Genomic DNA, 23604 nt, shown 5'->3' on the forward strand with positions numbered 1-23604 from the left:
TCCGCTATCGCCACAGGAGAGACAGATGGCCATCAACAAGCTTCACGACGAATTCCATACGCTGGACATGCAGCGCGACTGGCGGCTGCCGGAAGGCTATGACCCCGCGTCCGGCGCGCAGGAGCTGATCCTGTCCGGCGCGCTCGACACCGAGCGCAAGCGCGGCAGCCGCACGCGCCTGTTGCGCCTGCCGGCCGGGCTGCATACGAAGAAGCCGTTCGTGCACGACTACTGGGAAGAGGTGTTTCTCGTCGAGGGCGACCTGACCGTCGGCAACGACGAGCACGGCAACGGCGGTACGCCGTTCAAGGGCTACACGTACGCGGTGCGTCCGCCCGGCGCATGGCACGGCCCGTTCAAGTCGAACGGCGGCTGCGTGCTGCTGGAGATCCACTACTACGACCCGGCGTAAGCCCGGCCGATCCACGACACACGGCGGGCGGCAGCGCGCAGCGCGTGCGCTGCCCGCCACGAGGAGCATTCGATGAAAACCATCACGTTCGCGATCGACGGTCGCGACGGCCGCACCGAGCGCGCGATCGCGATCGACACGCTCGTGATCGCGGGCTGGACCGGCCGCGACACGGTCGCCATGGAGCAGCACATCCGCGAGCTGGAGGAACTCGGCGTCAAGCGCCCGGCGACGACGCCCGTGTTCTACCGCGTCGCGGCCGATCGCCTCGATCCGTCGCCCGCGATCCAGGTATCGGGCGGGCAGAGCAGCGGCGAAGCGGAATTCGTGCTGCTGCGCGACGGCGGCGAGACCTTCGTGGGCATCGCGTCCGACCATACCGACCGTGAAGTCGAGACCTACGGGATCACGGTGTCGAAGCAGATGTGCGGCAAGCCGTGCGCGAACACGCTGTGGAAGTTCGACGACGTGGCCGGGCACTGGGATCAGCTCGTGCTGCGCGCGTACGCGACGATCGACGGCGAGCGCGTGCTGTATCAGGAGGGCAAGGTGACCGCGATGCGCGCGCCCGACGACCTGCTCGCGCAGTTCGCACGCCACGACGGCCGCTTCGTCGACGGCACCGCGATGCTGTGCGGCACGCTTGCGGCGATCGGCGGTATCCGGCCGGCCGAGCGGTTCGAGGTCGAGCTGGAAGATCCGGTGCTGGGGCGCACATTGCGGCATGTGTATGTGGTGGACACGCTGCCCGTGGCGGGTTGACGCGGTAGCAGCGCACGCACTCAGGCGCGGCAGATCGCGATGATCTCCGCGCTGGTTGCATCATCGAACGGCGCGTGCTGCCAGTCGCCGCACCAGTCGGCCGACGAGAATCCGGCTGCGATCACGCGTGCCTGCAGGTCGGGTTGCGCGATGAAACGCAGCCGGCTCGTGTTCGTCAGCAACGTAGCGTCACGACGGAAGCGGTAGTGCGTGTCGAACGTCACGATCGCACCGTCCACCGAGCGCACCGCATGATGAAGATCGACGATGCCCGCTTCGCGGGACTCGACGCTGCGTGCCGAATGCTCAGGTGTCCATGCACGCCACGGCTGGATGCGCGGATTGCGGGTGTCGAACAGGAAGCGGCCGCCGTCCGCGAGCACGCGCCGCACGCCGCGCAGCGTCGCGTCGATTTCGGTGTCGGTCAGCAGGCACTGGAACGCATGCCCGGTCATCACGACCGCATCGAACGGTGGTGCGCCAGGCGGCAGGCTGTCGAGCCCGCATGCGAGCCAGTGGACGGTGTCGGCGCCTGGCTGGCGTCGCGCGTATTCGATCATCGCCGGCGCGGGATCGATCGCGACGACGTCGTGCCCGGCTGCCGCCAGCCGGCGCGCGAACGTGCCGGTGCCGCAGCCGAGATCGAGGATGCGTTGCCGCGCGGCACCGATCACGGAGGTGTAGAACGCGAAGTCCTGGTCGCCCGCATTGAACAGGTCGTAGAGCGCGACGAGGCGCGAGTCGGTGTAGAGGACTTCGCCGGCGGGCGCGGCGGCAGACGTCATGCGGCTGCGCGTATCAGCGCTGCTGCACCGCCACGCGCAGCCCGAGCGCGATGAAGATCGAGCCGATGATCTTCCCCTGCCAGCGCGTGAGCCACGTGAGCCGCTTCACGATGCGGCCGAGCGGGCGGATCGAGCACGCGATCAGCGTCGTGTAGAGCGAGCTGAGCACGACGAAGATCAGCCCGAGCACCGCGAACTGCACGAACGTCGAGCCGCGTTCCGGATGCACGAACTGCGGCATGAACGCGAGGAAGAACAGCGCGGTCTTCGGATTCAGCACTTCGGCGGGAATCGCCTGCAGGTACGCCTTGAGCGGCGTGACCGGCGACACGCTCGGCAGCGACGGATCGGACGGCTTCTCGATCAGCGCGCGCACGCCGAGATAGATCAGGTACGCGGCGCCGACCACCTTCACGACGTTGAACGCGAGCGCCGACGTCATCAGCAGCGCCGACAGGCCGACGGCTGCGAACAGCGTGTGCACGAAGTCGCCGCTGGCGACGCCGAGGCCGGTCAGGATGCCGGTCTTGCGGCCACCTTGCACGGTGCGGCTCAGCACGAGTAGCACGGCGGGGCCGGGAATCAGGAACAGGCCCAGGACGACGGCCGTGAAGGTGGTCAGCGTGGTCAGGTCGAACATGGCGGCTCCGGCAGGTGGGCACAGCGGCGGGGGATCGGGGCATTGTATTCGTTTCGGCGCGCGACCGCAGACGCCGCCCGGGCACCGGCACGGCCGGATCAACCCCTTTCTGGTATAAGCACGAAAAGGCGCGCGGGCAGCGCGTCCGGCTTCCTTCCTCATCTACCGTTTCATGCGCCAGCTTCCACCGACCACCGATCCCGCAGCGGATGACGCAGTCTTCCACGTGCCGCGTCCGCTCGTCGTGTTCGGCGGCTCGGTCGTCGAGCCCGAATGGCTGCACGAGCGGCACAGTCATCCGCAGGCACAACTGCTCTACACGCTGAGCGGCGTGATCTACTGCGAGATCGACGGCGGCGTATGGAGCGCGCCGCCGCAGTGCACGGTGTGGATTCCGGGCGATGTCCCGCATTCGGCGCGCGGCTCGGCCGGCGCGACGTTCTACGCGGTGCTGGTCGAACCCGACGCCGCGCTCGACCTCCCTGCGCGCTGCTGCACGCTGTCGGTGTCGCCGCTGCTGCGCGAGCTGCTGCTGAGGGCGGCGAGCTTCCCGAACCTGTATGACGTCGACGGGCCGCAGGGGCGGCTGATGGCGACGCTGCTCGACGAACTCGTCGCGGCGCCGGTCGAGGATCTGTACCTGCCGATGCCGGTCGACCGGCGGCTGCGCAAGCTGATTGACCATCTGCTCGACGATCCGGCCGACAAGTCGCCGCTGGCCGAACTCGCGCGGCGCGTGGGCATCAGCGAGCGCAGCCTGACGCGGCTCGCGGCGAAGGAGCTCGGGATGAGCGTCGGCGACTGGCGCCGGCGGCTGCACGTCGCGCTGTCGCTGCGAATGCTGACGGCCGGCCGCCGCGTGCACCAGATCGCGATCGATCTCGGCTACGAGAGCGCGAGCAGCTTCGTGACGATGTTCCGCAAGGCGACCGGCAAGTCGCCGACGCAATTCCTGACCGACCGGCAACGCTGAGCGGTGACGGCCGTGCCGCCACGCGTGCGCGATTGGCCGGATTGAGCAAGCGGTTGGCCGGGACGATAAATGACGCCGCTGGCCTCGATCCATAAAATGAGAATCGCTCTCATTTGGAGGCCGACATGCAAATCTTCACGACTGAATTCCCGTTTGTCTGGTTGCGTTACACCGGTTCGACGCACACCGATCCCGCCCGCCTGATCGCCGAACTCGACGCGTTGCTGGCGCGTCGCGAACCGTTCGTTCTTCTGACCGACGATGCGCCGTCCGGCGACGATCGCGGCGGGGACGATCACGAGTTGCGCAAGCAGCTCGCGAAGTGGAGCAAGGCCAACCGCGCGCAGTCGCGCGAATGGATCCCCGCGATGATCGCGATCGAGCCCGACGCAGCGCGGCGCGTGGCGCTCAACGCATTCTCGGGTGCGTTCGAGAAGGTATGGGGCTATCCGTTGAACGCGGCAGCCACCCGCGACGACGCGCTCGCGCTGGCGCAGCAGCTGCTCGACGAACCGGCGCGCGGCGCCGTGGCGGCGAATGGCTGAAGCCACGCTGCCGCGCCGGCGGCGCGGCGTTCCTCGATACGCATGCACGGCGCGCAAGCGCGCGCCGTGGCATGCGGCAAACATGCAGGGGTGTCCGGTGGACAATCCGATCCGCGCGATGCGCATCTTCACGCGCATCGTCGAAATGAACAGCTTCACGCGTGCGGCGCAGGCGCTCGGCATTTCGCGCGCCACCGCGACGCGGACCGTGCAGGAGCTCGAAACGGCGCTCGGCATGCCTTTGCTGGTGCGCACCACGCGCGCGCTGCGGGCGACGCCCGAAGGCGACGCGTACTACCGGCGCTGCGTGCGTATCACGGCCGATGTCGACGAACTCGAAGCCAGCATTCGCGGCGCCGCGCTGCGTCCGAGCGGGCCGCTGCGCGTCGAGCTGCCGGCGGCGGTCGCGGACGCGATCGTGCTGCCGGCGCTCGGCGCGTTTCATGCGCGGCATCCCGATCTGGTGCTGACGTTGGGTATATCCGGGCGCGCGGCCGATCGCGTCGGCGATGCGATCGACTGCAGTGTCCGGCTCGGCGAACTGCCCGATTCGTCGCTTGTCGCGCGCCGGCTCGGCACGCTCGAGCGCGTGACCTGCGCGAGCCCCGCGTATCTCGATCGCCATGGCGTGCCGCGTACGCTCGAAGACCTGGCCGTGCATCGCGCGGTCAGCATGTCGTCCGTTCAGGGCCAGCGCACGGCCGAACTCGATTTCGTCGTCGATGGCGCGGTGCGCAAGGTGCGGATGGACGGGATCGTCAGCGTGGACGACGAGCAGGCGTATCTGGCGTGCGGCATGCATGGCCTCGGGCTGATCCAGCCGCCGCGCGTCGCCGCGCAGCCGCTGATCGACGCGGGGCGGTTGCGGGAAGTGCTGCCGCGCTGGCGGCCCGACGCGATCGCGGTGTCGGCCGTCTACGTGAAGCGGCCGCATGTGTCGCCCGGCGTGCGCGCGTTCGTCGACTGGATCGGTGAGCGTTTCGAGGCGGCGGTGAGCGGCCATGCGGGCCTGATCACCGCACGGGTGTGGCGGCCGACGGTGGGCGCCGCGGACAGGGTTGACCAGGTCGATGCCCAGATGGCCGCAGCTTGATCAGCAAGTGTCGAGTCAGGTGCGGTCAACGGTTCGCATTCGTCGTGGGTGCGCGCGCTTGACCGACGAGATTGCGCAAGCGGATCGATGATCCCGCCGGGTTGCCGTGGCGAAGCGGACGGCGGCGGCCGGGCGCGGCCGACTCATATGGCAGTGTCAATATTTCGGCGATTTTTTGACGAAATAGCTGAAACATTGGTGCTTTTGACCGAGCCGCACGTTGGTCTCTGCTGAATCGACGGACGTCGTTTCGTGCGTCCCGATCACCGCCCCAGCTCGTCCGCCAGAAAATCGACGAACGCCCGGATCCGCGTGGACATCTGGTGGCGCTGCGCATACACCGCATAGATGTCGGCGCTCGGCGTTTCGTGGTCGGGCAGCACGACGACCAGGCGGCCGTCGGCGAGATAGTCGCGCAGATCCCATTCCGCGCGCATCAGGATCCCGTGCCCGTCGAGCGCCCATTTCACGGCGATCTCGCCGTCGTTCGTCGTCAGGTTGCCGTTGATGCGCACGGCCTCCGTGTGGCGTGCCGCGCCGCGCCCGCTCGTCAGGCGCCAGATTCCGTAACCTTCGTCCCCCTGCCGGATGCCGATGCAGTTGTGCCGCGTCAGGTCGTGCGGCGTCGCCGGTGTGCCGTGCCGCGCGAGATACGCGGGCGCCGCGCACAGCAGCCGGCGGTTCGGCGCGAGCCGTCGCGCGACGACCCGCGTATCGGGCGGCTCGCCGAAGCGGATGCACACGTCGAACGCGTCGTCGGTGAGCGGCGGCGGCATCACCGACAACTGCAGTTGCACCGACACCTCCGGATAACGCGCGACGAAGCGCGAGATCGCGGGGCCGACCTGGTTGCGTCCGAAGCCGAGCGTCGCGTTCACGCGCAGCAGCCCCTTCGGGCGCTGCTTCGCGCTGCCGAGCAGTTCGCCGAGTTCGTCCATCTGGTCGAGGATCCGGCGCGCGTAGTCGAGATACACGTCGCCTTCGGGCGTCAGCATCATTCGCCGCGTCGTGCGGTTCACGAGCGTCACGCCCGCGCGCCGCTCCATCTGCGTGAGCCGCTTGCTGACGGCCGCCGCGGTCAGCCCGAGTTCGCGTGCGGCCGCGCTCAGGCTGCCCGACGCGGCCAGCGTCGAGAAGAAGCCGAGATCAGCCGGCTGAACGGTATCCGCCATGTCGGGATTCGTGAATTCAAGTTAAAGATGCTTTGAGTCTAGCACCGGTTCCCGCACTCTTGGTTCGGTAAAGTGCCTCCACGCTGACGATCAATCGAGGATGTGCGCATGAAGACCTACCGTATCGCAACGATTCCCGGCGACGGGATCGGCAAGGAAGTGGTGCCCGCTGGCAAGCAGGTGCTGGAAGCGCTGGCCCGCGGCAGCGACCGCTTTGCGTTCGAGTTCGAGGATTTCGACTGGGGCGCCGACTACTACCGCCGGCACGGCGCGATGATGCCGGCCGACGGCCTCGATGCGCTGCGCGGCAAGGACGCGATCCTGTTCGGCTCGGCGGGCGACCCCGACGTGCCCGATCACGTGACGCTGTGGGGGCTGCGCCTGAAGATCTGCCAGGGCTTCGACCAGTACGCGAACGTGCGCCCGACGCGCATCCTGCCCGGCATCGACGCGCCGCTGAAGCGCTGCGGGCCCGACGACCTGAACTGGGTGATCGTCCGCGAGAACTCCGAGGGCGAATATGCGGGCGTCGGCGGCCGCGTGCACCAGGGCCATCCGATCGAGGCCGCGACCGACGTGTCGATCCTCACGCGTGCGGGCGTCGAACGCATCATGCGCTTCGCGTTCCGGCTCGCGCAGTCGCGCCCGCGCAAGGTGCTGACGGTGATCACGAAGAGCAACGCGCAGCGCCACGCGATGGTGATGTGGGACGAGATCGCGAAGCAGATCGCGCAGGAATTCCCCGACGTGACGTGGGACAAGGAGCTCGTCGATGCGGCGACCGCGCGCATGGTCAACCGGCCGGCGTCGCTCGACACGATCGTCGCGACCAACCTGCATGCGGACATCCTCAGCGATCTCGCGGCCGCGCTCGCCGGCAGCCTCGGCATCGCGCCGACCGGCAACATCGATCCCGAGCGCCGCTATCCGTCGATGTTCGAGCCGATCCACGGCTCCGCGTTCGACATCATGGGCAAGGGGCTCGCGAATCCGGTCGGTACGTTCTGGTCGGTCGTGATGCTGCTCGAGCACCTCGGCGAAACGGTCGCCGCCGCGCGGGTGATGCAGGCGATCGAGGCCGTGACGGCCGCCCCGTCGCTGCATACGCGCGACCTCGGCGGCAGCGCGACGACCGCGCAGGTGACGGCGGCTGTGTGCGAGCGCGTCGCGAACGCGGCGGTCGCCGCCTGACGACAAGCGCGGCGATGGGCCGGGGGGCCGCGACAGGGCGGCCAGCGACCAGCGGCGGCGCGCGAGCGCAACCGGTTACCGTTCGTCGCCCGTTCATCGTCCCCGGATTTTCCTGTCCCGAGACTCGCGCGTCCGACGCGAGCGGGGCGCGCCGGCCCACGCGCTTCGTCGCGGTGCCGGCGAGCATTCATACACCGAGCACGACTCGACAACTAGCCGGCTCGACCTCGAAGGAGGAGACACATGCAAGCGGATCTGGAAACCCGCGTCGCGCGGAAACTGATGTGGCGCATCATTCCGTTCGTGATGCTGCTTTACTTCGTCAGCTTTCTCGATCGCGTCAACGTCGGCTTCGCCGCGATGACGATGAACAAGGCGATCGGCCTGTCGCCGACCGCGTTCGGGTTCGGCGGCGGCCTGTTCTTCATCGGCTACTTCCTGTTCGAGGTGCCGTCCAACCTGATTCTTCATCGCGTCGGCGCGCGCATCTGGATCGCGCGCGTGATGATCACGTGGGGGATCGTGTCGGCCGTGTCCGCATTCGCGGCCGGGCCGACGAGCTTCTACGTGCTGCGCTTCCTGCTCGGCATGGCCGAAGCCGGGTTCTTCCCCGGCATCATCCTGTACCTGAGCCTGTGGTTTCCCGCGAAGCAGCGCGCGGTGGCCGCCGCGTGGTTCATGGCGGCCGCGCCGATCTCGACCGCGATCGGCTCGCCGCTGTCGGGCGCGATCATGCAGATGCCGCCGATGTTCGGGCTCGCCGACTGGCAGATGCTGTACATCGTCGAAGCGCTGCCGGCGGTCGTGCTCGGCTTCGTCGTGCTCAGGTGCCTGACCGATGCACCGTCGAAGGCGGCGTGGCTGCGCGCGGACGAGCGCGACTGGCTGGTCGCGAAGCTGAAAGCCGAAGCCGATGCGCGCCACACGCATGCCGGGCATACGGCCGGCGCGTGGCAGGCGCTGCGCGACCCACGCGTGCTGGCGCTCGCGCTGATCTACTTCGGCACGTCGGCGGGGCTGTACACGCTCGGCCTGTGGGCGCCGCTGATGGTCAAGCAGTTCGGCTTCACCGCGCTGCAGACGGGCCTGCTCACCGGAATTCCGAGCATCGCCGCCGTCGTCGCGATGATCGCGTGGGCGCGGCACTCGGATCGTACCGGCGAGCGCACGTGGCACGTCGTGATTCCGTGCGTGCTTGCCTGCATCGGCTTCGTGTTCGCGGGGCAGGCGAGCACCGCGCTGCTGACCGTGCTTGCGCTGGTCGTCGTCAACATCGGGATCAGTGCCGCGAAGGCGCCGCTGTGGGCGATGCCGAGCGCGTTCCTGTCCGGCGCCGGCGCGGCGGCGGGCATCGCGATGATCAATTCGATCGGCAATCTCGGCGGGTTCGTCGGGCCGTTCGCGATCGGCTGGCTGAAGCACCTGACGGGCGGGTATGCGGCGGGGCTCTACGTGGTGGCGGGCACGCTCGCGGTGTCGGCGGTCGTCACGCTGATGTTGAGCCGCAAGGGCGCGAGGCAAGCCGCCGTGTCGGGGGTGCGGCATCACTCGTAGGATCGACGCTTGCATCGAAACGCCGGACGGTCGCGCATGACGTGTGCCCGTCCGGCTTCATGCGTCGTGCCGCGCGATCAGCTATGCGTGAGCGTCAGCGCATAGAACTTCACGACGGTGCCGGGCGTCGTCAGCGGCGTGCCGGACACGGCCGTCTGGTCGTAGTCGCCGGCCTTGAAGTAGAAGCTTTCGCCGTTGAAGCTCGAATCCATCGTGAAGGTCTTGGTCGTGCCGTTCGCCGTGACGGTGATCGTCGTGCCGCTCAGGCTCAGCGCGTAGCTGAACTTCTTGCCGACGCCGACCGTGGTGATCGGCGTGGTCGTCGACTTGCCGCCCTGGTTGGTGCTTTCGAGCAGCAGCTGCACGACGCCGCCCGACGTGAACTGCAGCTCGCACAGCGGCTTGCTCGGGCCGGTGCCCTGGAAGATCTGGCCGATCGTCGTGTGATCGGGCACCTGCGTGACGGCCACCGTCGCATTCAGCCGGTTCGTGCCGGAAGTTGGCCAGATCGCGTTCTCGCGCAGTTCGGTGCGCGGATGCAGCGAGCCGGACGTCGTCCAGCCCTGTGTGGGGTCCATCATCACCATCGATCCGTCGCTGCCGTCCGTGTAGAAATACGTCGGGTTCACGTAGCCGCCCGCGAGCGACGAACCGCTCACGGTGTCGACCTTGCCGGACGAGCCGGTCGGCAACTGCAGCGTGAACGGCGCGAGGTTGAAGTTCGAGCCGGGCGGGTTCGACGGGCTGAGCGCCATCACGGTGGCCTGCTGGCGGGCGGCGGCGGCCGGGCTGGCCGGATCGTCGCCGCCGCACGCGGACAGGCACGCAACGGACAGAACGGCGACGACGCACGGGATGATCCTGTTCTTCATGGTGTCTCTCTCTGATGGTCCGTGGCTGGGCGCCACGTTGTGGATAACGTTTTCCTATTCTGGCGCCTGATCGTCGAAACGAGATCGGTCGCCCGCGGGATTCACTCCAAAATACAGAAAGCAGATGAGGCTCGAAGGCTGAAACCGTGATGCCGGGAATTGCGGGATTTTCAAGGCTTGCAATCGGCTTTCCGTGAATGCGCTCAAGCCGATGGAGGACGATGCTAGCAAGAAGTGCCGGAAGAGTAAACGTTTTCCTATTTAAGCCGGAGAAGCTGTCTTTCGCCGGCTGCTGCGAGGTATCCGCGTGCCGGCGTGAAGGGCGCGGTCAGGTGTGCCGGTTACGGCTCAGTCGCCGCGACTTGTTGTGCGATACGCGCCGCACAAGCATCAGGCGTCGCATCGGATGTATCGAGCACCATCTGGCTGAACGGCCGCGACGCATAGCCTTCGCGATACATCTCGGCGATCCGGTTGCGCTCCCAGTCCGTCAGCGCACGCGAGCCGCGATTCGACGATGCGACCGCTTCGGGCGGTGCGAGCGTCACGATGAACAGCCGCGCATCGCGCGCGTCGCAGGCGGCGCGCAGCCGCTCGAATTCCGTTTCGCCGATCGGATAGGCGATGACCAGATGACGCTCACGTGCGTGCGTGATCTGCGTGACGAGACGTTCGAGCGCGATCGCCCACTGCACGTCGAAGGGTGCGTCTTCGGGCGCATTGTGATCGTCGCCGTCGATGAAGCGTGCGTCGGGCAGCAAGCGTGCGAGCGCAAGGCCGATCGTCGTCTTGCCGCTGTTGATCGGGCCGTTCAGGTGGATGACGGTCAGGGCGGTCATGAGTCAGCGCAGGAATTGGAAGACTCGCAGCTTGCCATGACGGGTGTGGCGATGCCGTGCCGTTGGTACGTCGCGCGAGGTGATGCGATTGCGGAGGGGAAAGCAGACAGGCGGGGGAGAGGCGGAAGGAGCGGCAGGCCGAGTGCGCGAAGAGGATGCGCCCCCCAGCCTGCCCAACCGTACCGCATCCAGCGATGCGGCACGGCGTCGAGCGAAGCGACTTACTTCTCGTCGCCCTTGATCTGCGGCAGCGCCGACGCTTCACCCGGCGTCAGCAGCCCGACTTGCGAGTACACGCGCAGCTTGTCGCGCGTATCGGTGATGTCGAGGTTGCGCATCGTCAGCTGGCCGATCCGGTCGCGCGGCGAGAACGTCGATGCGACCTTCTCCATCGACAGGCGTTCCGGCTGGTACGTGAGGTTCGGCGACTTCGTGCTCAGGATCGAGTAGTCGTTGCCGCGGCGCAGTTCGATCTTCACTTCGCCGGTGATCGCGCGCGCGACCCAGCGTTGTGCCGTTTCGCGCAGCATGATCGCCTGCGGGTCGAACCAGCGGCCCTGGTACAGCAGGCGGCCGAGGCGGCGGCCGTTCTCGCGGTACTGCTCGATCGTGTCTTCGTTGTGGATGCCGGTGACGAGACGCTCGTACGCGATGTACAGCAGCGCGAGGCCCGGAGCTTCGTAGATGCCGCGGCTCTTCGCTTCGATGATCCGGTTCTCGATCTGGTCGCTCATGCCGAGGCCGTGGCGGCCGCCGATGCGGTTCGCTTCCAGCAGCAGCTCGACCGGGTCGGTGAACTCGACGCCGTTCAGCGCGACCGGCTGGCCGGCTTCGAAGCGCACCGTCACTTCTTCGGCGGCGATCTTCACGTCGTCGCGCCAGAACGCAACGCCCATGATCGGGTTCACGATCTTGATGCCGCTTTCGAGGCTTTCGAGATCCTTCGCTTCGTGCGTCGCGCCGAGCAGGTTCGAATCGGTCGAGTAGGCCTTCTCGGCCGACATCTTGTACGCGAAACCGGCCTGGTTCATGAATTCGGACATTTCGGCACGGCCGCCGAGCTCGTCGATGAACGTCTGGTCGAGCCACGGCTTGTAGATCTTCAGATCCGGGTTCACGAGCAGGCCGTAGCGGTAGAAGCGCTCGATGTCGTTGCCCTTGTACGTGCTGCCGTCGCCCCAGATGTTGACGCCGTCTTCCTTCATCGCGGCGACGAGCATCGTGCCCGTCACGGCGCGGCCGATCGGCGTGGTGTTGAAGTACGTGACGCCGGCCGTCGTGATGTGGAACGCGCCGCTTTGCAGCGCCGCGATGCCTTCGGCGACGAGCTGCGCGCGGCAGTCGATCAGGCGGGCGCCGGCTGCGCCGTATTCGATCGCGCGTTTCGGGATCGCGTCGTAATCGTCTTCGTCGGGCTGGCCGAGGTTCGCCGTGTATGCGTACGGGACGGCGCCCTTGAGTTTCATCCAGTGCAATGCAGCGCTGGTGTCCAGGCCGCCGGAGAAGGCGATACCGACCTTCTGGCCGGTCGGGAGGCTTTCGAGAATCGTGCTCATAGGAATTACCGTGGATTGAAGCCGGTGGGATCGTATTTCGCGGAATATGCGAGTATCGGCTGTCCGGGAGGTTGGGGCAAGGGCTGATTTTCGCGCGGAACCGTCGTCGAGCCTGTCGCGGCGGGCCTGGCGGGCGGTGAGCCGGGTGGAGAACATCGCGCTCGCCGGTGCGAAATCGCGGCAAAAACAGGCATCGACGCGCCAGGCGCGGGCCGTGTTTCCGGGGCCGGATCGGCTGACGGGAGGAGCGGCCCGCCGTCAGGATGCCGATGTGCCGGGCAGAAAGGTATATGAAAGACGGGCGTGCGAAGCCCGGATCCCCGCCGACGTCAGATATTCCACGACTGCGCGGTGTCGAGCAGCTTCTCGCGCAGCTGATCGACTTCCCCGGCCAGCTTGGCCGTGATCGACACGTAGCCGGACAACTGCGGCGGCGGCGCGTCGTGCGGCGGGGCGACCGGCCGGCGGCGCGACGAGAGCCGGCTCGGCGTGCCGAACTTGAGCGCGCGGCTCGCGCCGACCAGTGTGTCGCGGATGCGTCGGTTCACGGCCTTCATGTCGACGCGCATGTACTCGCGGGCCGCGATGTCGTCGCGGGCCGGCAGCGCGCTCGACAGGATCTCCAGATAACCGATGCACAGGCGCAGGCTGCGCTGGATCGCCTCGAGCTGCATCATCGACGTCTCGCATTCCTTCGACACCGACGGCATCAGCGAGCGCAGCTGGACGAGCAGCGCGCTCAGCGCGGCCATTTCCTTCAGGTGCGCGTCGTCGCTGACCTGGCGATCGCCCGCGAGCCGCGCATGCACGGCCGCGCACGCGCGCAGCGCATCGGCGAGCTTGTAGCGCCACGAATAGGTCGCGTAGAGCGGCAGCGCGAACGAGAACGCCAGCGCGATCGCGATGCCGACCAGCACGTTCACCGCGCGCCACAGGCCGTCGACGATCTCGTTGTCGCCGTGCCCGGCGACGATCACCATCGTGATCGCCGACAGCAGCGCGATGTAGCCGGCCTTGCCGATCGCGTGATACGCGCAGATTCCGCACCCAATGGCCATCAGCAGGTAGATCGCGAACGGCGCGTGCAGGAACGAGTAGAGGAGGATCAGCCCGAGCCCCGCGAGCGCGCCGATCGACGTGCCGAGCGCGCGCTCGGCCGCCTTCTTGCGGATGTTGCCGTGGTGCTGCAGCCCGCCGACGACGATCAGCACGGTGATCGTCGACCACTCGCCGTGCGGCACGCTCAGGCCGGTGGACAGTGCGATCGACACGAGAATCGCGAGCGAGACGCGCGCCGCATGGATCAGCTTCGCGTGCCGGTAGCGGCGGTACGGGTCGAGCAGCGGGCGGAGCGCGTGGCGCAGGAATGGCGGCAGCCGGGCAGGGAACGGGGTGGTCATGGCGGAACGGGAGTGGCCGGAACGCGCACGGCGGCCTGCGCGGGCCGGCGCCGCGCCGCATGCGCAGCAGGTGTCACGCTAACCGAACGCGGGAGGACTGTCCACGGTGCGGTCATCCGGCCCGGCCGGCCGACGTGCGACTTCACGCCACGTCACGGCGATGTCATGCGCCGGCGGCGCTCGGCTGCGCCTCCAGCACGCGGTTGCGGCCGCCGGACTTCGCGCGGTAAAGCGCCTCGTCGGCCCGCTGCAGCAGCGTCGCGGCGTTCACGCGGCCGTCGGTGGCGGTCGCCGCGCCGATGCTCGCCGTGACGCGCCCGTACGGGCTTTTCGCGTGCTCGATGTCGAGCGCCGCGATCGCGCGCCGGATGCCTTCGGCGACGGTCAACGCGCCTGGCGCATCGGTGTCGGGCAGCGTGACGACGAATTCCTCGCCGCCGTAGCGCGCGACGTGATCGCTGTCGCGGCGCAGGCAGCGCGACGCGGTTTGCGCGACGCGCCGCAGCACGTCGTCGCCGGCGGGATGGCCGTAATAGTCGTTGAAGGCCTTGAAGTGATCGACGTCGACGAACAGCACCGACAGCGGGCGGCCGCTGCGCGACGCACGCTGCGCCTCCTTCGCGAGCACCGTGTCGAACGTGCCGCGGTTGTCGAGGCCCGTCAGCGCATCGGTGTGCGCGAGCCGGTACAGCTTCGATTCGGCGACCTGGTGGCGCTTCAGTTCGCGCGACAGCGCCAGCGACCCCCACGCGATGAACCCGGTGAACAGGCACATCAGCACGACGGTCCAGATCGCGCGGTGGTGCCACGACGCGTAGATGTCGATCTCGGCGGGCGCGACGTCGACGATCAGCGGCAGGGCGGCGAGATGCTTGTAAACATAGATGCGCCGGATGCCGTCGATCGCGCCGACCCCGGTCAGCGCGCCGTCGCGGGCGCGCTGCGATTCGATGAACAGCGGCGAGCTGTGCAGGTCGAGGCCGACCACGTGCGGGTCGAATGGCAGGCGCGACACGAGCGTGCCGTTGTCCTCGACGATCGCCGCGCTGCCGTGCTTGCCGACCGCCAGGCCGTCGAGCAGCGCGCGGAAGTAGTCGATGCTGAGCGTGCCGACGACGATGCCGGCGAACGCGCCGTCGGGCCGGTTGATCCGGCGGCTGAGGGCGATCGTCAAGGCGCCGCCGCGCAGCCGGGACGCATACGGCCGGCTAATGTAGAGGCCCTGGGCGAGCTGGTCGCGATGCACGGCGAAATAGTCGCGGTCGCCGAAATTGCCTTGCCGGGCGGGCGATGCGCTCGAATCGATCACGATATTGCCGTGCGCGTCCATCACGAAGATCGACCCGAGATACTCGCCGGTCGCCGCGCGATCGAACAGCAGCCGGTGACGCTGGCGCGGGGGCAGGGCCGCCAGTTCAGGATCGGTAATGCCGTCGACGACGTTCTGCAGCGACAAATCGTAGAGCTCGATATTGCGCGCGATATCGCGTTCGATCAGCAGCATCAGGTTGCGTGCATTTTCGACCGCATGGTCGTATGAATCGCGCCGCGCCTCGATTAAAAGCGACGTGGAAAGCCCCCAGCTGAACATCAGCAGCACGATCCCCGCCACGAGTACGCCGCGCGGCGACAGAATGCGTGCCACGATCGACGCGGTATGGCGGCGCAGCGCGGCGGGCAGCGTGAATGACTTCATCCTCGATGGGGGCGGGCGGCGGATTTTCGCGTCGTTGGCGATTCCGTACGCTGTTTATTTTGAATCGGGCCGCATTATCTCGCGAATTCCGGAGATTCGTGTGCACATGCAAAACATGCATGTGGATACGGCGATTCCCAACGATTACGCATCGTTACCGCTTTACACGCGGGTGATTTGATTTGAATCAATCGTCGATATCGGTTGTATTGTCTGAATAATCCCGGGATTACCCGGCGATTATGCGTGCCGGTGCGGTATCGGGCGGACGGCGACGGGGCGGTTGCGAAACATCGATGGGATCGGAGAACCGGATAACCATCCAGCGCGCGGGGTTTTTGAGCCGACCTGCGACGGCGGCCCGGTTCGACGCGGCCAACCCCTTGATTCTGCGAAATCTCCACGGCTGCGGCGGGCGGCGGCACCTGAGCTGTCCCCGTGACGAATCAGGTAGAATCCGCGCTTCGCCGCAGGCGCCCACCGCGCAACGCGTATCGGGGCCGCATCGAATGCATCGCAGGACGCGCACCGCGCTCCGATTTCGCATGCGCCGGCTACGGATGCCGGCCCGCTCAACGTTCGTCTCGTTTATGTCCGCACTTCCGAAATCCGACCCATCCGGTTCGTCAGCGAACCCACCCAAGCTTCATCGCGCGCTGAAGGCGCGCCACCTGACGATGATCGCCATCGGCGGCTCGATCGGCACGGGCCTGTTCGTCGCGTCCGGCGCGTCGATCTCGCAGGCCGGCCCCGGCGGCGCGATGGTCGCGTACATGGCGATCGGCCTGATGGTCTATTTCCTGATGACGAGCCTCGGCGAGATGGCCGCGTTCATGCCGGTGTCGGGCTCGTTCGCGACTTACGGCGCGAAATACGTGGACGAGGGCTTCGGTTTCGCGCTCGGCTGGAACTACTGGTACAACTGGGCCGTGACGATCGCGGTGGAGCTGGTCGCCGCGCAACTCGTGATGCATTACTGGTTCCCGAACGTGCCGGGCGTGTGGTGGAGCGCGGCGTTCCTCGGCGTGATGTTCCTGCTCAACGCGCTGACCGTGCGCGGCTTCGGCGAAGCCGAATACTGGTTCGCGCTGATCAAGGTCGTCACCGTGGTCGCGTTCATCGGCGTCGGCCTGCTGATGATCTTCGGCATTCTGAAGGGCGCGCCGAGCAACGGCTGGGGCAACCTGACGATCGGCGATGCACCGTTCGCGGGCGGCCTGCCGGCGCTGATGGGCGTCGCGATGATCGCGGGCTTCTCGTTCCAGGGCACCGAGCTGATCGGCGTCGCGGCCGGCGAATCGGAAAACCCGCGCACGACGATCCCGCGCGCGGTGCGCCAGGTGTTCTGGCGGATCCTGCTGTTCTACGTGTTCGCGATCTTCGTGATCGGCGTGCTGATTCCCTATACCGACCCGAACCTGCTGAAGACGGACGTGACCGACATCGGCGTGAGCCCGTTCACGCTCGTGTTCCGCCACGCGGGCCTTGCGTTCGCGGCCGGCGTGATGAACGCGGTGATCCTGACGGCCGTGCTGTCGGCCGGCAACTCGGGCATGTACGCGTCCACGCGGATGCTCTACAACCTCGCGACCGAAGGCCGCGCGCCGAAGATCTTCGCGAAGCTGTCGGCGGGCGGCGTGCCGCGCAATGCGCTGTACGCGACGACGGCGGTTGGCGCGTTGTGCTTCTTCACGTCGCTGTACGGCGACAAGACCGTGTACCTGTGGCTGCTGAACACGTCGGGGATGACCGGCTTCATCGCGTGGCTCGGCATCGCGGTCAGCCACTACCGGTTCCGCAAGGGCTACGTGAAGCAGGGCTACGCGCTCGACCAGCTGCCGTACCAGTCGAAGTGGTTCCCGTTCGGCCCGCTGTTCGCGTTCGTGCTGTGCCTCGTGATCGCGCTCGGCCAGGACTATCAGGCGTTCCTCGCGAACCGGATCGACTGGGCGGGCGTCGCCGCGACCTACGTCGGCATTCCGCTGTTCCTGGTCGTGTGGCTCGGCTTCCGGTTCCTGAAGAAGAGCCGCTTCGTGCGCTACGAAGACATGGAAATCGCGCCGTGGATCGCCGCGAGCCGCGGCGCGCAGCGGCAGCCGGTGGCGAACCGCGAAACCGCGGGCTGACGCGGGCGCGGCGCGTGGCCGCGTGACGTACGACGAAACGGGAAGCCTCGCGCTTCCCGATTTTTTTGCCCGGCTTTTGCCTGCACGGGGTCAAAGCCGGTTATATTGCCCGACCCTACCGGGCCACGGCCCGGCCGGCGCGAGGCGCGCCGCGCGGATCGGCATCCGGCGCGCGCGACACGCGGCGGCCGGCGAAACGCCCGGCGTTTTCATCGTTCCATCCGGGCCGATACGGCCCGCGGAGCGCGCAACCCAGAGGAATCCATGAGCGCATCACCCGCCGAGCGGAAGGCCGGACCCGTTTCCATCGTGCGACTCGAAGCCGCGATCAACGCGTGGCGCGAAGTGTACCCGCCGGCGCCGGACGGCGAGGACGGCTACGCACTCGACGCCGGCAGCAATTGCCTCGCCGAGCTGTACGGCACGATGATCTGCTACCAATTGCCGGACGTGCCGCTCGACTCGCTGAGCGACGCGCAGCGCGACGCGCTCTACGCGACCGAGGTGTGATGCTCGGCCCACACGGTGCCGCGGCGCGGTATCGGTGAACGAACGGGAAGCGTTGTCGCTTCCCGTTTTGCATTGCGCGGCGCCGGCCGCCGCTGCGCGCGCAATGCGGTTCGCGCCGGGATCGGTGCCGGCTGAGGTATCGTGACGGGATCGGGAAGCAGGTGACCGGCAGGGCCGGTGTGGACGGCCGGCGCCCGCGCCGTGCGCGGTGTGCCGAATGAACATCCGTCGCCTGCCCGGGAGGATTCGAACATGGAGTTGAGACACCTCCGCTACTTCGTCGCGGTCGCCGAAGAGCGGAATTTCACGCGGGCGGCCGAACGGCTGCATATCGCGCAGCCGCCGCTGAGCCGGCAGATCCAGCAGCTCGAGGAAGCGCTCGGCGTGCCGCTGTTCGAGCGCAGCGCGCGGCCGCTGAAGCTGACCGATGCGGGCCGCTTCTTCTATTCGCACGCGGTGCAGCTGCTCGCGCAGACGACCGAGCTCGAATCGATGACGAAGCGGGTCGGCAAGATCGAGCGCAGCATGTCGGTCGGCTTCGTCGGTTCGACGCTGTACGGGATGCTGCCGAAGATCATCCGGCGCTTTCGCAGCGAGTATCCGGCGGTCGAACTGAGCCTGCACGAGATGTCGACGATGGACCAGATCAAGGCGCTGAAGGAAGGGCGCATCGACGTCGGGTTCGGGCGCATCCGCCACGAGGATCCGAGCGTGCGGCGCGTCGTGCTGCGCGAGGAGCGGATGATCGTCGCGCTGCCGGTCGGCCATCCGCTCGACAGCGCGAAGCCGGTGCTGTCGCTGCACGATCTTGTGAACGACACGCTGATCATCTTTCCGAAGGCGCCGCGCCCGAGCTATGCGGACCAGGTGCTCGCGGCGTTTCACGATCGCGCGTTGCAGCCGCGCAAGATCTACGAGACGCGCGAACTGCAGATCGCGCTCGGCCTCGTCGCGATGGGAGAGGGCGTGTCGGTCGTGCCGCACAGCGTGTACGGGCTGAAGCGCGACGACATCAGCTACAAGCCGCTCGACGATCCGAATCTCGTGTCGCCGATCATCATGAGCATGCGGATGCTCGACGAATCGGAGGATCTCCGCGCGATGCAGGCGCTGATCTACCGGCTGTACGACGAGGCGCAGATGGAGTATCTGCCGCCGCAGCCCGAATGAACGCGCGGACGGTGGGGGCTTGCTTGACGCTGCGTGCGGGCGCGGGCCAACATCGCAGGATCCGGTACGGCCGCCGAGGGGCGGCCGCTTTCATGCAGACGACACACACATGACCGATATCCCGATCGAGGAGACAACCGTCGAGACGCCGCAAGGGCGCCTCTTTGCGAAACGCTGGCGCGGTGGTCTGGCGCAACAGACGGGTGCGTCGAAGGCGGTCGCTCCAATCGTCCTGCTGCACGATTCGCTGGGCTGCGTCGAACTGTGGCGCGACTTCCCCGCGCAGCTCGCGCGCGCCACGCAGCGCGACGTGATCGCCTACGATCGCCTCGGCTTCGGTCGGTCCGATCGCCATCCGGGGACACTCGGCACGACGTTCGTGCGCGACGAGGCCGATCATGCGTTCGCGGCGCTGCTCGAACAACTGGGCGTCGATGCGTTCGTCGTGCTCGGGCACAGCGTCGGCGGCGGGATGGCGGTCGGGTGTGCGGCCGCGCATCCGGATCGTTGCCGCGCGCTCGTGACGATCGCCGCGCAGGCATTCGTCGAGGATCGCACGCTGGCCGGCATCCGCGACGCGGGGCAGCAGTTCGACGAACCGGGCCAGCTCGACCGGCTCGCGCGCTATCACGGCGACAAGGCCGAATGGGTGCTGCGCGCGTGGGTCGACACGTGGCTGTCGCCGGCTTTTCGCGACTGGAATCTCGACGACGACATGCCGCGCGTGCAATGCGCGACGCTCGCGATTCACGGCGAAGACGACGAATATGGGTCCGACGTGCATCCGAAGCGGATCGCCGCGCGCGTCGCGGGGCCATCGTCGTATCTGTTGCTCGGCCAGTGCGGGCACATGCCGCACCGCGAGCGAACCGGCGACGTGCTGGCCGCCGTGACGACGTTCCTGCGCGACGCGCTCGCCTGAGCGCTGCTGCCACCGGCGGGCAGGTGCCCGCCGGCCGTCAGAACGCGAGCTGGATCGCGAGGTCGATCGCGAGCACGGCGATCGAGAGGCCGATCCCGAGGACCACGTTCGGCAGCCGGTGCTCGAAGTCGCGATTGTCGCGACGCATTGCGGCGCCGAGCAGGAAGATTGCCTCGACGACGATCTGCAGTCCGACGAACAGCAGCATCAGCAAATACTCGTAACCCATCTGCTTGAACGCGGCGAATTGCATCCCGTGATCGCGGATCCATTGGCCGACGCGCAGCAGTTCGTACACGAACAGCAACGCGGGAAACAGGTAGCTGATGAAATAGGTCGGCGCGGTGGCGTGCCGTAGTTCGAGGTGGAAATGCTGATGCGTGGTTGCCATCACGAATCCCTCCTTGCAACGCATGATTGCGGTCGCGACGGCGGCGCGACAACGTGCAAACGAAGGGATTACCCGAAGCGTCGCGCGCGGCCGTACGACATCAGCATACTGCTGCACGGGAAATTTGGCATGCGATGCGTGTGGCCGTCGTGAAAATGCATCGGCGTCGCGCGACGCGTCTATCGTGCCGGATGCGCCGGATGCGCGGCACCGGCCGCCTCAGTGGCGTTCGCTCCTCGCGGTCGTGCCGGGACGCTTGCACCCGGCGAGCGGCCGACTGGCCACCGACCATCGCTTACCGGCGCCGCTCACCCTTTCGCTTGAGCACCTTCGACGAACAGCTTCGCGACCGCCTGGAACTCCCGTTTCAGCGACAGCCCCGGCAGGCTCAGCCAGCGCAGCATCGCCGCGAGATACAGGTGATGGAACCACGTCGCGAGCTGGTCGGCCCGCAGCGTGCCGTTCAGTTCGCCGGATTGCTGCCCGGCCGCGATCAGTTGCTGCCACACGAGCGCGATATCGCTGCCGTTCTCTCCACCACTTGCCGGTTCGATCGCGCCGATGCTCAGGAAGCGATGGCGCAAATACGCGAGTAGATACGCGGGATGCTGCTCGCACCACGCAGCCGACGCATCGAGCACGCAGCCGATGCGTGACGCGAAGGTCTTGCGCCGCGCGACGTCACGCTGCAGATGCGCGAGATCGCGTGCGAGTTCACCCTCCAGCCAGTGCGCGAGCACGGCTTCCTTCGTTGCAAAGTGGTTGTACAGCGTGCGTTTCGCGACATCGGCTTGCGCAGCGATCTGTTCCATCGTGACCGCTTCATAGCCGTGCGCGTCGAACAGGCGTGCACCGGTGGCGGCGAGATGCGCGAGCATCTGGATGCGCTTGCGAGCGCGGCGGCCCGGATCGTCGGTCGGAGTCGGCATGGCGGGGATTGACTGAAAGTGCACGAGTTGCATTAGTATACGACGTGCATTTTTATGAATCCACCTATTGCCGCCGTGCACGAGGAGTCACGCATGAAGCTCGTCATCGCCACCTACGGCACCGAAGGCGACACGCGCCCGCTCGCGGCGCTCGGTCGTGCGCTGATCGAAGCCGGCCACGATATCCGGCTGCTGGCCGATGCGGCGACGCTCGGGTCGGCAGTGGCGCTTGGCGTGCCGTCGGCGTCGTTGTCCGGTGATATCCGCCGCGCGATTGCGCCGGATGGCGCATTGGCCGATGCGGTGCGCGGGCGCGGCGGCTTCAATGACACGTCGAAGGCGCTCGCGGCGATCGCCAATGCGAACACGGCTGCGTGGATGCGCGAAATCGCGGATGCGTCGGAAGGCTGCGACGCGATCCTCGTGTCCGGGCTCGCATCGTTCGTCGGCTTGTCGGTCGCCGAGTATCGCGGCGTGCCGGCGATCGGCACCGGCATGATCCCGATCACGCCCACTGCGGAATTCGCGTCGCCGTTCCTGCCGCCGGGGAAGCTCCCGCGCTGGCTGAACCGTGCGAGCCACCGGTTCGTGAACGCGCTGCTGTGGCAGGCGTTCAGGAAGACAACGAATGCGGCACGAGCGAGCGTGTGCCGGTTGCCGCCGCGCAAGCATGTGTGGACCGATCATCCGATGCTGTACGGCGTGTCGCCGGCGCTGCTGTCCGGCCCGGGTGACTGGCCGTCGAATATACAGGCATGCGGCCAGTGGCGGATCGATGCGCATGCCTGGGCGCCATCGTCCGATCTCTCGACATTTCTCGAAGCGGGCGATCGCCCCGTGTACATCGGTTTTGGCAGTATGGCCGGCTTCGATCGCACCGCGATGGTCGGAGCGCTGACGCACGCGCTCGCCGGTCGCCGCGCGTTGTTCTATCCGGGCTGGAGCGGCATCGACGCGTCGATGCTGCCGAAGAACGTTCACGTGATCGGCGATACGCCGCATGACTGGCTGTTCCCGCAGGTATCGATGGCAATCCATCACGGCGGATCGGGCACCACGCATACGGCTGCGCGGGCCGGCATTCCGTCGGTCGTCGTGCCGTTTGCGGGCGATCAGTTCTTCTGGGCGAACCGGCTTCAGCGACTCGGCGTGGCGGGTGCGCCGGTCGCGGGGCGGCGCATGGACGCTGCTGCACTGGCGCAGGCCATCGCATTCGCCGAACGGGACGACACGCAAGCGCGCGCGATCGAACTCGGCGCGCGCATCGCACAAGAGGAAGGCTTGAAACGGGCCGTCAGTGCGATCGAGAGATGGGGGCAGCCGGGCACGCGGTAAGCCCGGGCATCCACCTCAGCTCAGAAATGCCCGGTGAACCGGTACCGGCTGCCCGGGTGCCACAGATTGGCGACCGACGCGACCATCCCCTGCGACCACGTGCGCCGATGCAGCAGCAGGCACGGCTCGCGGTCGTCCATCGTCAGGTGGCGGCGCGTTTCGGCGTCGGGCATCGCGGCCTCGATCCGGTATTCGACGCGCTGCAGCGGCGCGACGCGCGTCAGGTACTGGTTCGGCGTCGTCGTCGTGAAGTCCTGCAACGCGTACTCCGGCGCGCAGGCCGGATTGACCCAGCGTTCCTCGAGCTGCACCGGCGTGTCGTTCTCGAAGTGCAGCACGCGCGAATGGAAGATCGGGCTGCCCGTGTCGATCTGCAACTCGTCGGCGAGCTTCGCATCGGCGACGGCCGCGCCCACCTGCAGCACCTGCGCGCGATAGCCGTGGCCGCGCGCGGCGACTTCGTCCGAGATGCTGCGGATCGCGACGAGCGTCGATTCGTACTTCGGCGACGCGACGTACGTGCCGGAGCCGCGTGTGCGCGTGAGCACCTGCTCGGCGGTCAGCTCGCGCAGCGCGCGGTTGACGGTCATCCGCGCGACGTTGAATTCGCGCGCGAGCTCGTTCTCCGACGGCACCTGGTCGCCTTCCGCCCATTCGCCGGCATGAATGCGCGCGAGGATGAAGTCCTTGATTTCCTGATAGATCGGTGTGGTCATGGGATCACGATTCCA

24 protein-coding genes are annotated in these 23604 nt (G+C 67.4%); 13 read left to right on the plus strand and 11 right to left on the minus strand.

Annotation, left to right across the window (positions count from 1 at the left end; genetic code table 11):
* Window positions 1-25: 25 nt before the first annotated feature.
* Together CFB40_RS20845 and CFB40_RS20850 are read left to right on the plus strand one after the other, a co-directional pair.
* Window positions 26-412: a hypothetical protein gene (locus tag CFB40_RS20845; RefSeq protein WP_011356002.1), complete on the plus strand. Its 387-nt coding sequence runs from the start codon at window positions 26-28 to the stop codon at window positions 410-412.
* Between the two features lie 72 nt (window positions 413-484).
* On the plus strand, window positions 485-1174 hold the full coding sequence (locus tag CFB40_RS20850) for a DUF2848 domain-containing protein (protein ID WP_089428156.1): 690 nt from the start codon (window positions 485-487) through the stop codon (window positions 1172-1174).
* 20 nt (window positions 1175-1194) lie between these two features.
* On the opposite strand, the gene CFB40_RS20855 is transcribed toward CFB40_RS20850, so the two are convergent.
* Together CFB40_RS20855 and CFB40_RS20860 are read right to left on the minus strand one after the other, a co-directional pair.
* Entirely contained in the window at window positions 1195-1959 is a 765-nt protein-coding gene (locus CFB40_RS20855) for a class I SAM-dependent methyltransferase (RefSeq protein WP_089432264.1), read from the minus strand.
* 13 nt (window positions 1960-1972) lie between these two features.
* Complete coding sequence (locus tag CFB40_RS20860; RefSeq protein WP_069250940.1) at window positions 1973-2599, minus strand: LysE family translocator; 627 nt, start codon at window positions 2597-2599, stop codon at window positions 1973-1975.
* Window positions 2600-2771: 172 nt separating this feature from the next.
* On the opposite strand from CFB40_RS20860, the gene CFB40_RS20865 reads away from it, so the two are divergent.
* The 3 genes from CFB40_RS20865 (at window position 2772) to CFB40_RS20875 (ending at window position 5210) form a co-directional block, all read left to right on the plus strand.
* Complete coding sequence (locus CFB40_RS20865) at window positions 2772-3572, plus strand: AraC family transcriptional regulator (RefSeq protein ID WP_089432265.1); 801 nt, start codon at window positions 2772-2774, stop codon at window positions 3570-3572.
* A 125-nt stretch (window positions 3573-3697) separates the two neighbouring features.
* The gene (locus CFB40_RS20870; RefSeq protein WP_089428153.1) at window positions 3698-4117 is read left to right on the plus strand and encodes an ATP--cob(I)alamin adenosyltransferase; all 420 of its coding nucleotides are present in this window, start codon (window positions 3698-3700) and stop codon (window positions 4115-4117) included.
* A gap of 97 nt (window positions 4118-4214) precedes the next feature.
* Window positions 4215-5210 carry a LysR family transcriptional regulator gene (locus tag CFB40_RS20875; RefSeq protein ID WP_256976875.1) on the plus strand — a complete coding sequence of 332 codons (996 nt, stop codon included), beginning with the start codon at window positions 4215-4217 and terminating at the stop codon, window positions 5208-5210.
* Between the two features lie 263 nt (window positions 5211-5473).
* On the opposite strand, the gene CFB40_RS20880 is transcribed toward CFB40_RS20875, so the two are convergent.
* Window positions 5474-6382 (minus strand): LysR substrate-binding domain-containing protein, encoded by a 909-nt coding sequence (locus tag CFB40_RS20880; RefSeq protein WP_089428152.1) that lies wholly within the window; start codon window positions 6380-6382, stop codon window positions 5474-5476.
* A gap of 108 nt (window positions 6383-6490) precedes the next feature.
* Between CFB40_RS20880 and CFB40_RS20885 the strand changes: the two genes are divergently transcribed.
* Entirely contained in the window at window positions 6491-7573 is a 1083-nt protein-coding gene (locus CFB40_RS20885; RefSeq protein ID WP_089432266.1) for a tartrate dehydrogenase, read from the plus strand.
* 243 nt (window positions 7574-7816) lie between these two features.
* Window positions 7817-9127 carry an MFS transporter gene (locus tag CFB40_RS20890; protein ID WP_089432267.1) on the plus strand — a complete coding sequence of 437 codons (1311 nt, stop codon included), beginning with the start codon at window positions 7817-7819 and terminating at the stop codon, window positions 9125-9127.
* A gap of 77 nt (window positions 9128-9204) precedes the next feature.
* Here the strand turns inward: CFB40_RS20890 and CFB40_RS20895 are convergent, their stop codons facing one another.
* The 5 genes from CFB40_RS20895 to CFB40_RS20915 form a co-directional block, all read right to left on the minus strand.
* Window positions 9205-9999: a polysaccharide lyase family 7 protein gene (locus CFB40_RS20895; RefSeq protein ID WP_089432268.1), complete on the minus strand. Its 795-nt coding sequence runs from the start codon at window positions 9997-9999 to the stop codon at window positions 9205-9207.
* Between the two features lie 341 nt (window positions 10000-10340).
* Window positions 10341-10838, minus strand: coding sequence for a shikimate kinase (locus CFB40_RS20900; RefSeq protein ID WP_089432269.1), 498 nt, complete (start codon window positions 10836-10838; stop codon window positions 10341-10343).
* Between the two features lie 221 nt (window positions 10839-11059).
* Window positions 11060-12394, minus strand: a complete 1335-nt coding sequence (argG, locus tag CFB40_RS20905) for an argininosuccinate synthase (RefSeq protein WP_069250949.1) — start codon at window positions 12392-12394, stop codon at window positions 11060-11062.
* 329 nt (window positions 12395-12723) lie between these two features.
* Window positions 12724-13794, minus strand: a complete 1071-nt coding sequence (locus CFB40_RS20910) for an FUSC family protein (protein ID WP_089432270.1) — start codon at window positions 13792-13794, stop codon at window positions 12724-12726.
* A gap of 163 nt (window positions 13795-13957) precedes the next feature.
* On the minus strand, window positions 13958-15490 hold the full coding sequence (locus CFB40_RS20915) for a GGDEF domain-containing protein (RefSeq protein ID WP_089432271.1): 1533 nt from the start codon (window positions 15488-15490) through the stop codon (window positions 13958-13960).
* On the opposite strand from CFB40_RS20915, the gene CFB40_RS38745 reads away from it, so the two are divergent.
* The 5 genes from CFB40_RS38745 to CFB40_RS20935 all read left to right on the plus strand — a co-directional run bounded on the left by CFB40_RS38745 (window position 15429) and on the right by CFB40_RS20935 (window position 20218).
* Window positions 15429-15671, plus strand: a complete 243-nt coding sequence (locus CFB40_RS38745) for a hypothetical protein (protein ID WP_179255286.1) — start codon at window positions 15429-15431, stop codon at window positions 15669-15671. The two genes, CFB40_RS20915 and CFB40_RS38745, sit on opposite strands and share 62 nt — an antisense overlap.
* A gap of 409 nt (window positions 15672-16080) precedes the next feature.
* A complete protein-coding gene (locus tag CFB40_RS20920) occupies window positions 16081-17616 on the plus strand; it encodes an amino acid permease (protein ID WP_089433263.1) in 1536 nt (511 codons plus the stop codon).
* 264 nt (window positions 17617-17880) lie between these two features.
* On the plus strand, window positions 17881-18126 hold the full coding sequence (locus CFB40_RS20925; protein WP_043178075.1) for a DUF3717 domain-containing protein: 246 nt from the start codon (window positions 17881-17883) through the stop codon (window positions 18124-18126).
* Window positions 18127-18378: 252 nt separating this feature from the next.
* Entirely contained in the window at window positions 18379-19296 is a 918-nt protein-coding gene (locus tag CFB40_RS20930; RefSeq protein WP_089432272.1) for a LysR family transcriptional regulator, read from the plus strand.
* 109 nt (window positions 19297-19405) lie between these two features.
* Window positions 19406-20218, plus strand: a complete 813-nt coding sequence (locus CFB40_RS20935) for an alpha/beta fold hydrolase (RefSeq protein WP_089432273.1) — start codon at window positions 19406-19408, stop codon at window positions 20216-20218.
* Window positions 20219-20255: 37 nt separating this feature from the next.
* Here CFB40_RS20935 and CFB40_RS20940 read toward each other — a convergent pair whose 3' ends face one another.
* Both CFB40_RS20940 and CFB40_RS20945 read right to left on the minus strand, forming a co-directional pair.
* A complete protein-coding gene (locus CFB40_RS20940; RefSeq protein ID WP_069250955.1) occupies window positions 20256-20609 on the minus strand; it encodes a hypothetical protein in 354 nt (117 codons plus the stop codon).
* 308 nt (window positions 20610-20917) lie between these two features.
* Window positions 20918-21538, minus strand: a complete 621-nt coding sequence (locus CFB40_RS20945) for a TetR/AcrR family transcriptional regulator (protein ID WP_089428143.1) — start codon at window positions 21536-21538, stop codon at window positions 20918-20920.
* Window positions 21539-21631: 93 nt separating this feature from the next.
* Between CFB40_RS20945 and CFB40_RS20950 the strand changes: the two genes are divergently transcribed.
* Window positions 21632-22873 (plus strand): glycosyltransferase, encoded by a 1242-nt coding sequence (locus tag CFB40_RS20950; RefSeq protein WP_089432274.1) that lies wholly within the window; start codon window positions 21632-21634, stop codon window positions 22871-22873.
* A 20-nt stretch (window positions 22874-22893) separates the two neighbouring features.
* Here CFB40_RS20950 and hutC read toward each other — a convergent pair whose 3' ends face one another.
* Window positions 22894-23589, minus strand: coding sequence for a histidine utilization repressor (gene hutC, locus CFB40_RS20955; protein WP_089428141.1), 696 nt, complete (start codon window positions 23587-23589; stop codon window positions 22894-22896).
* Window positions 23590-23604 lie beyond the last annotated feature (15 nt).

This window comes from Burkholderia sp. AU31652 (assembly GCF_002223155.1).
Lineage (GTDB): Bacteria > Pseudomonadota > Gammaproteobacteria > Burkholderiales > Burkholderiaceae > Burkholderia.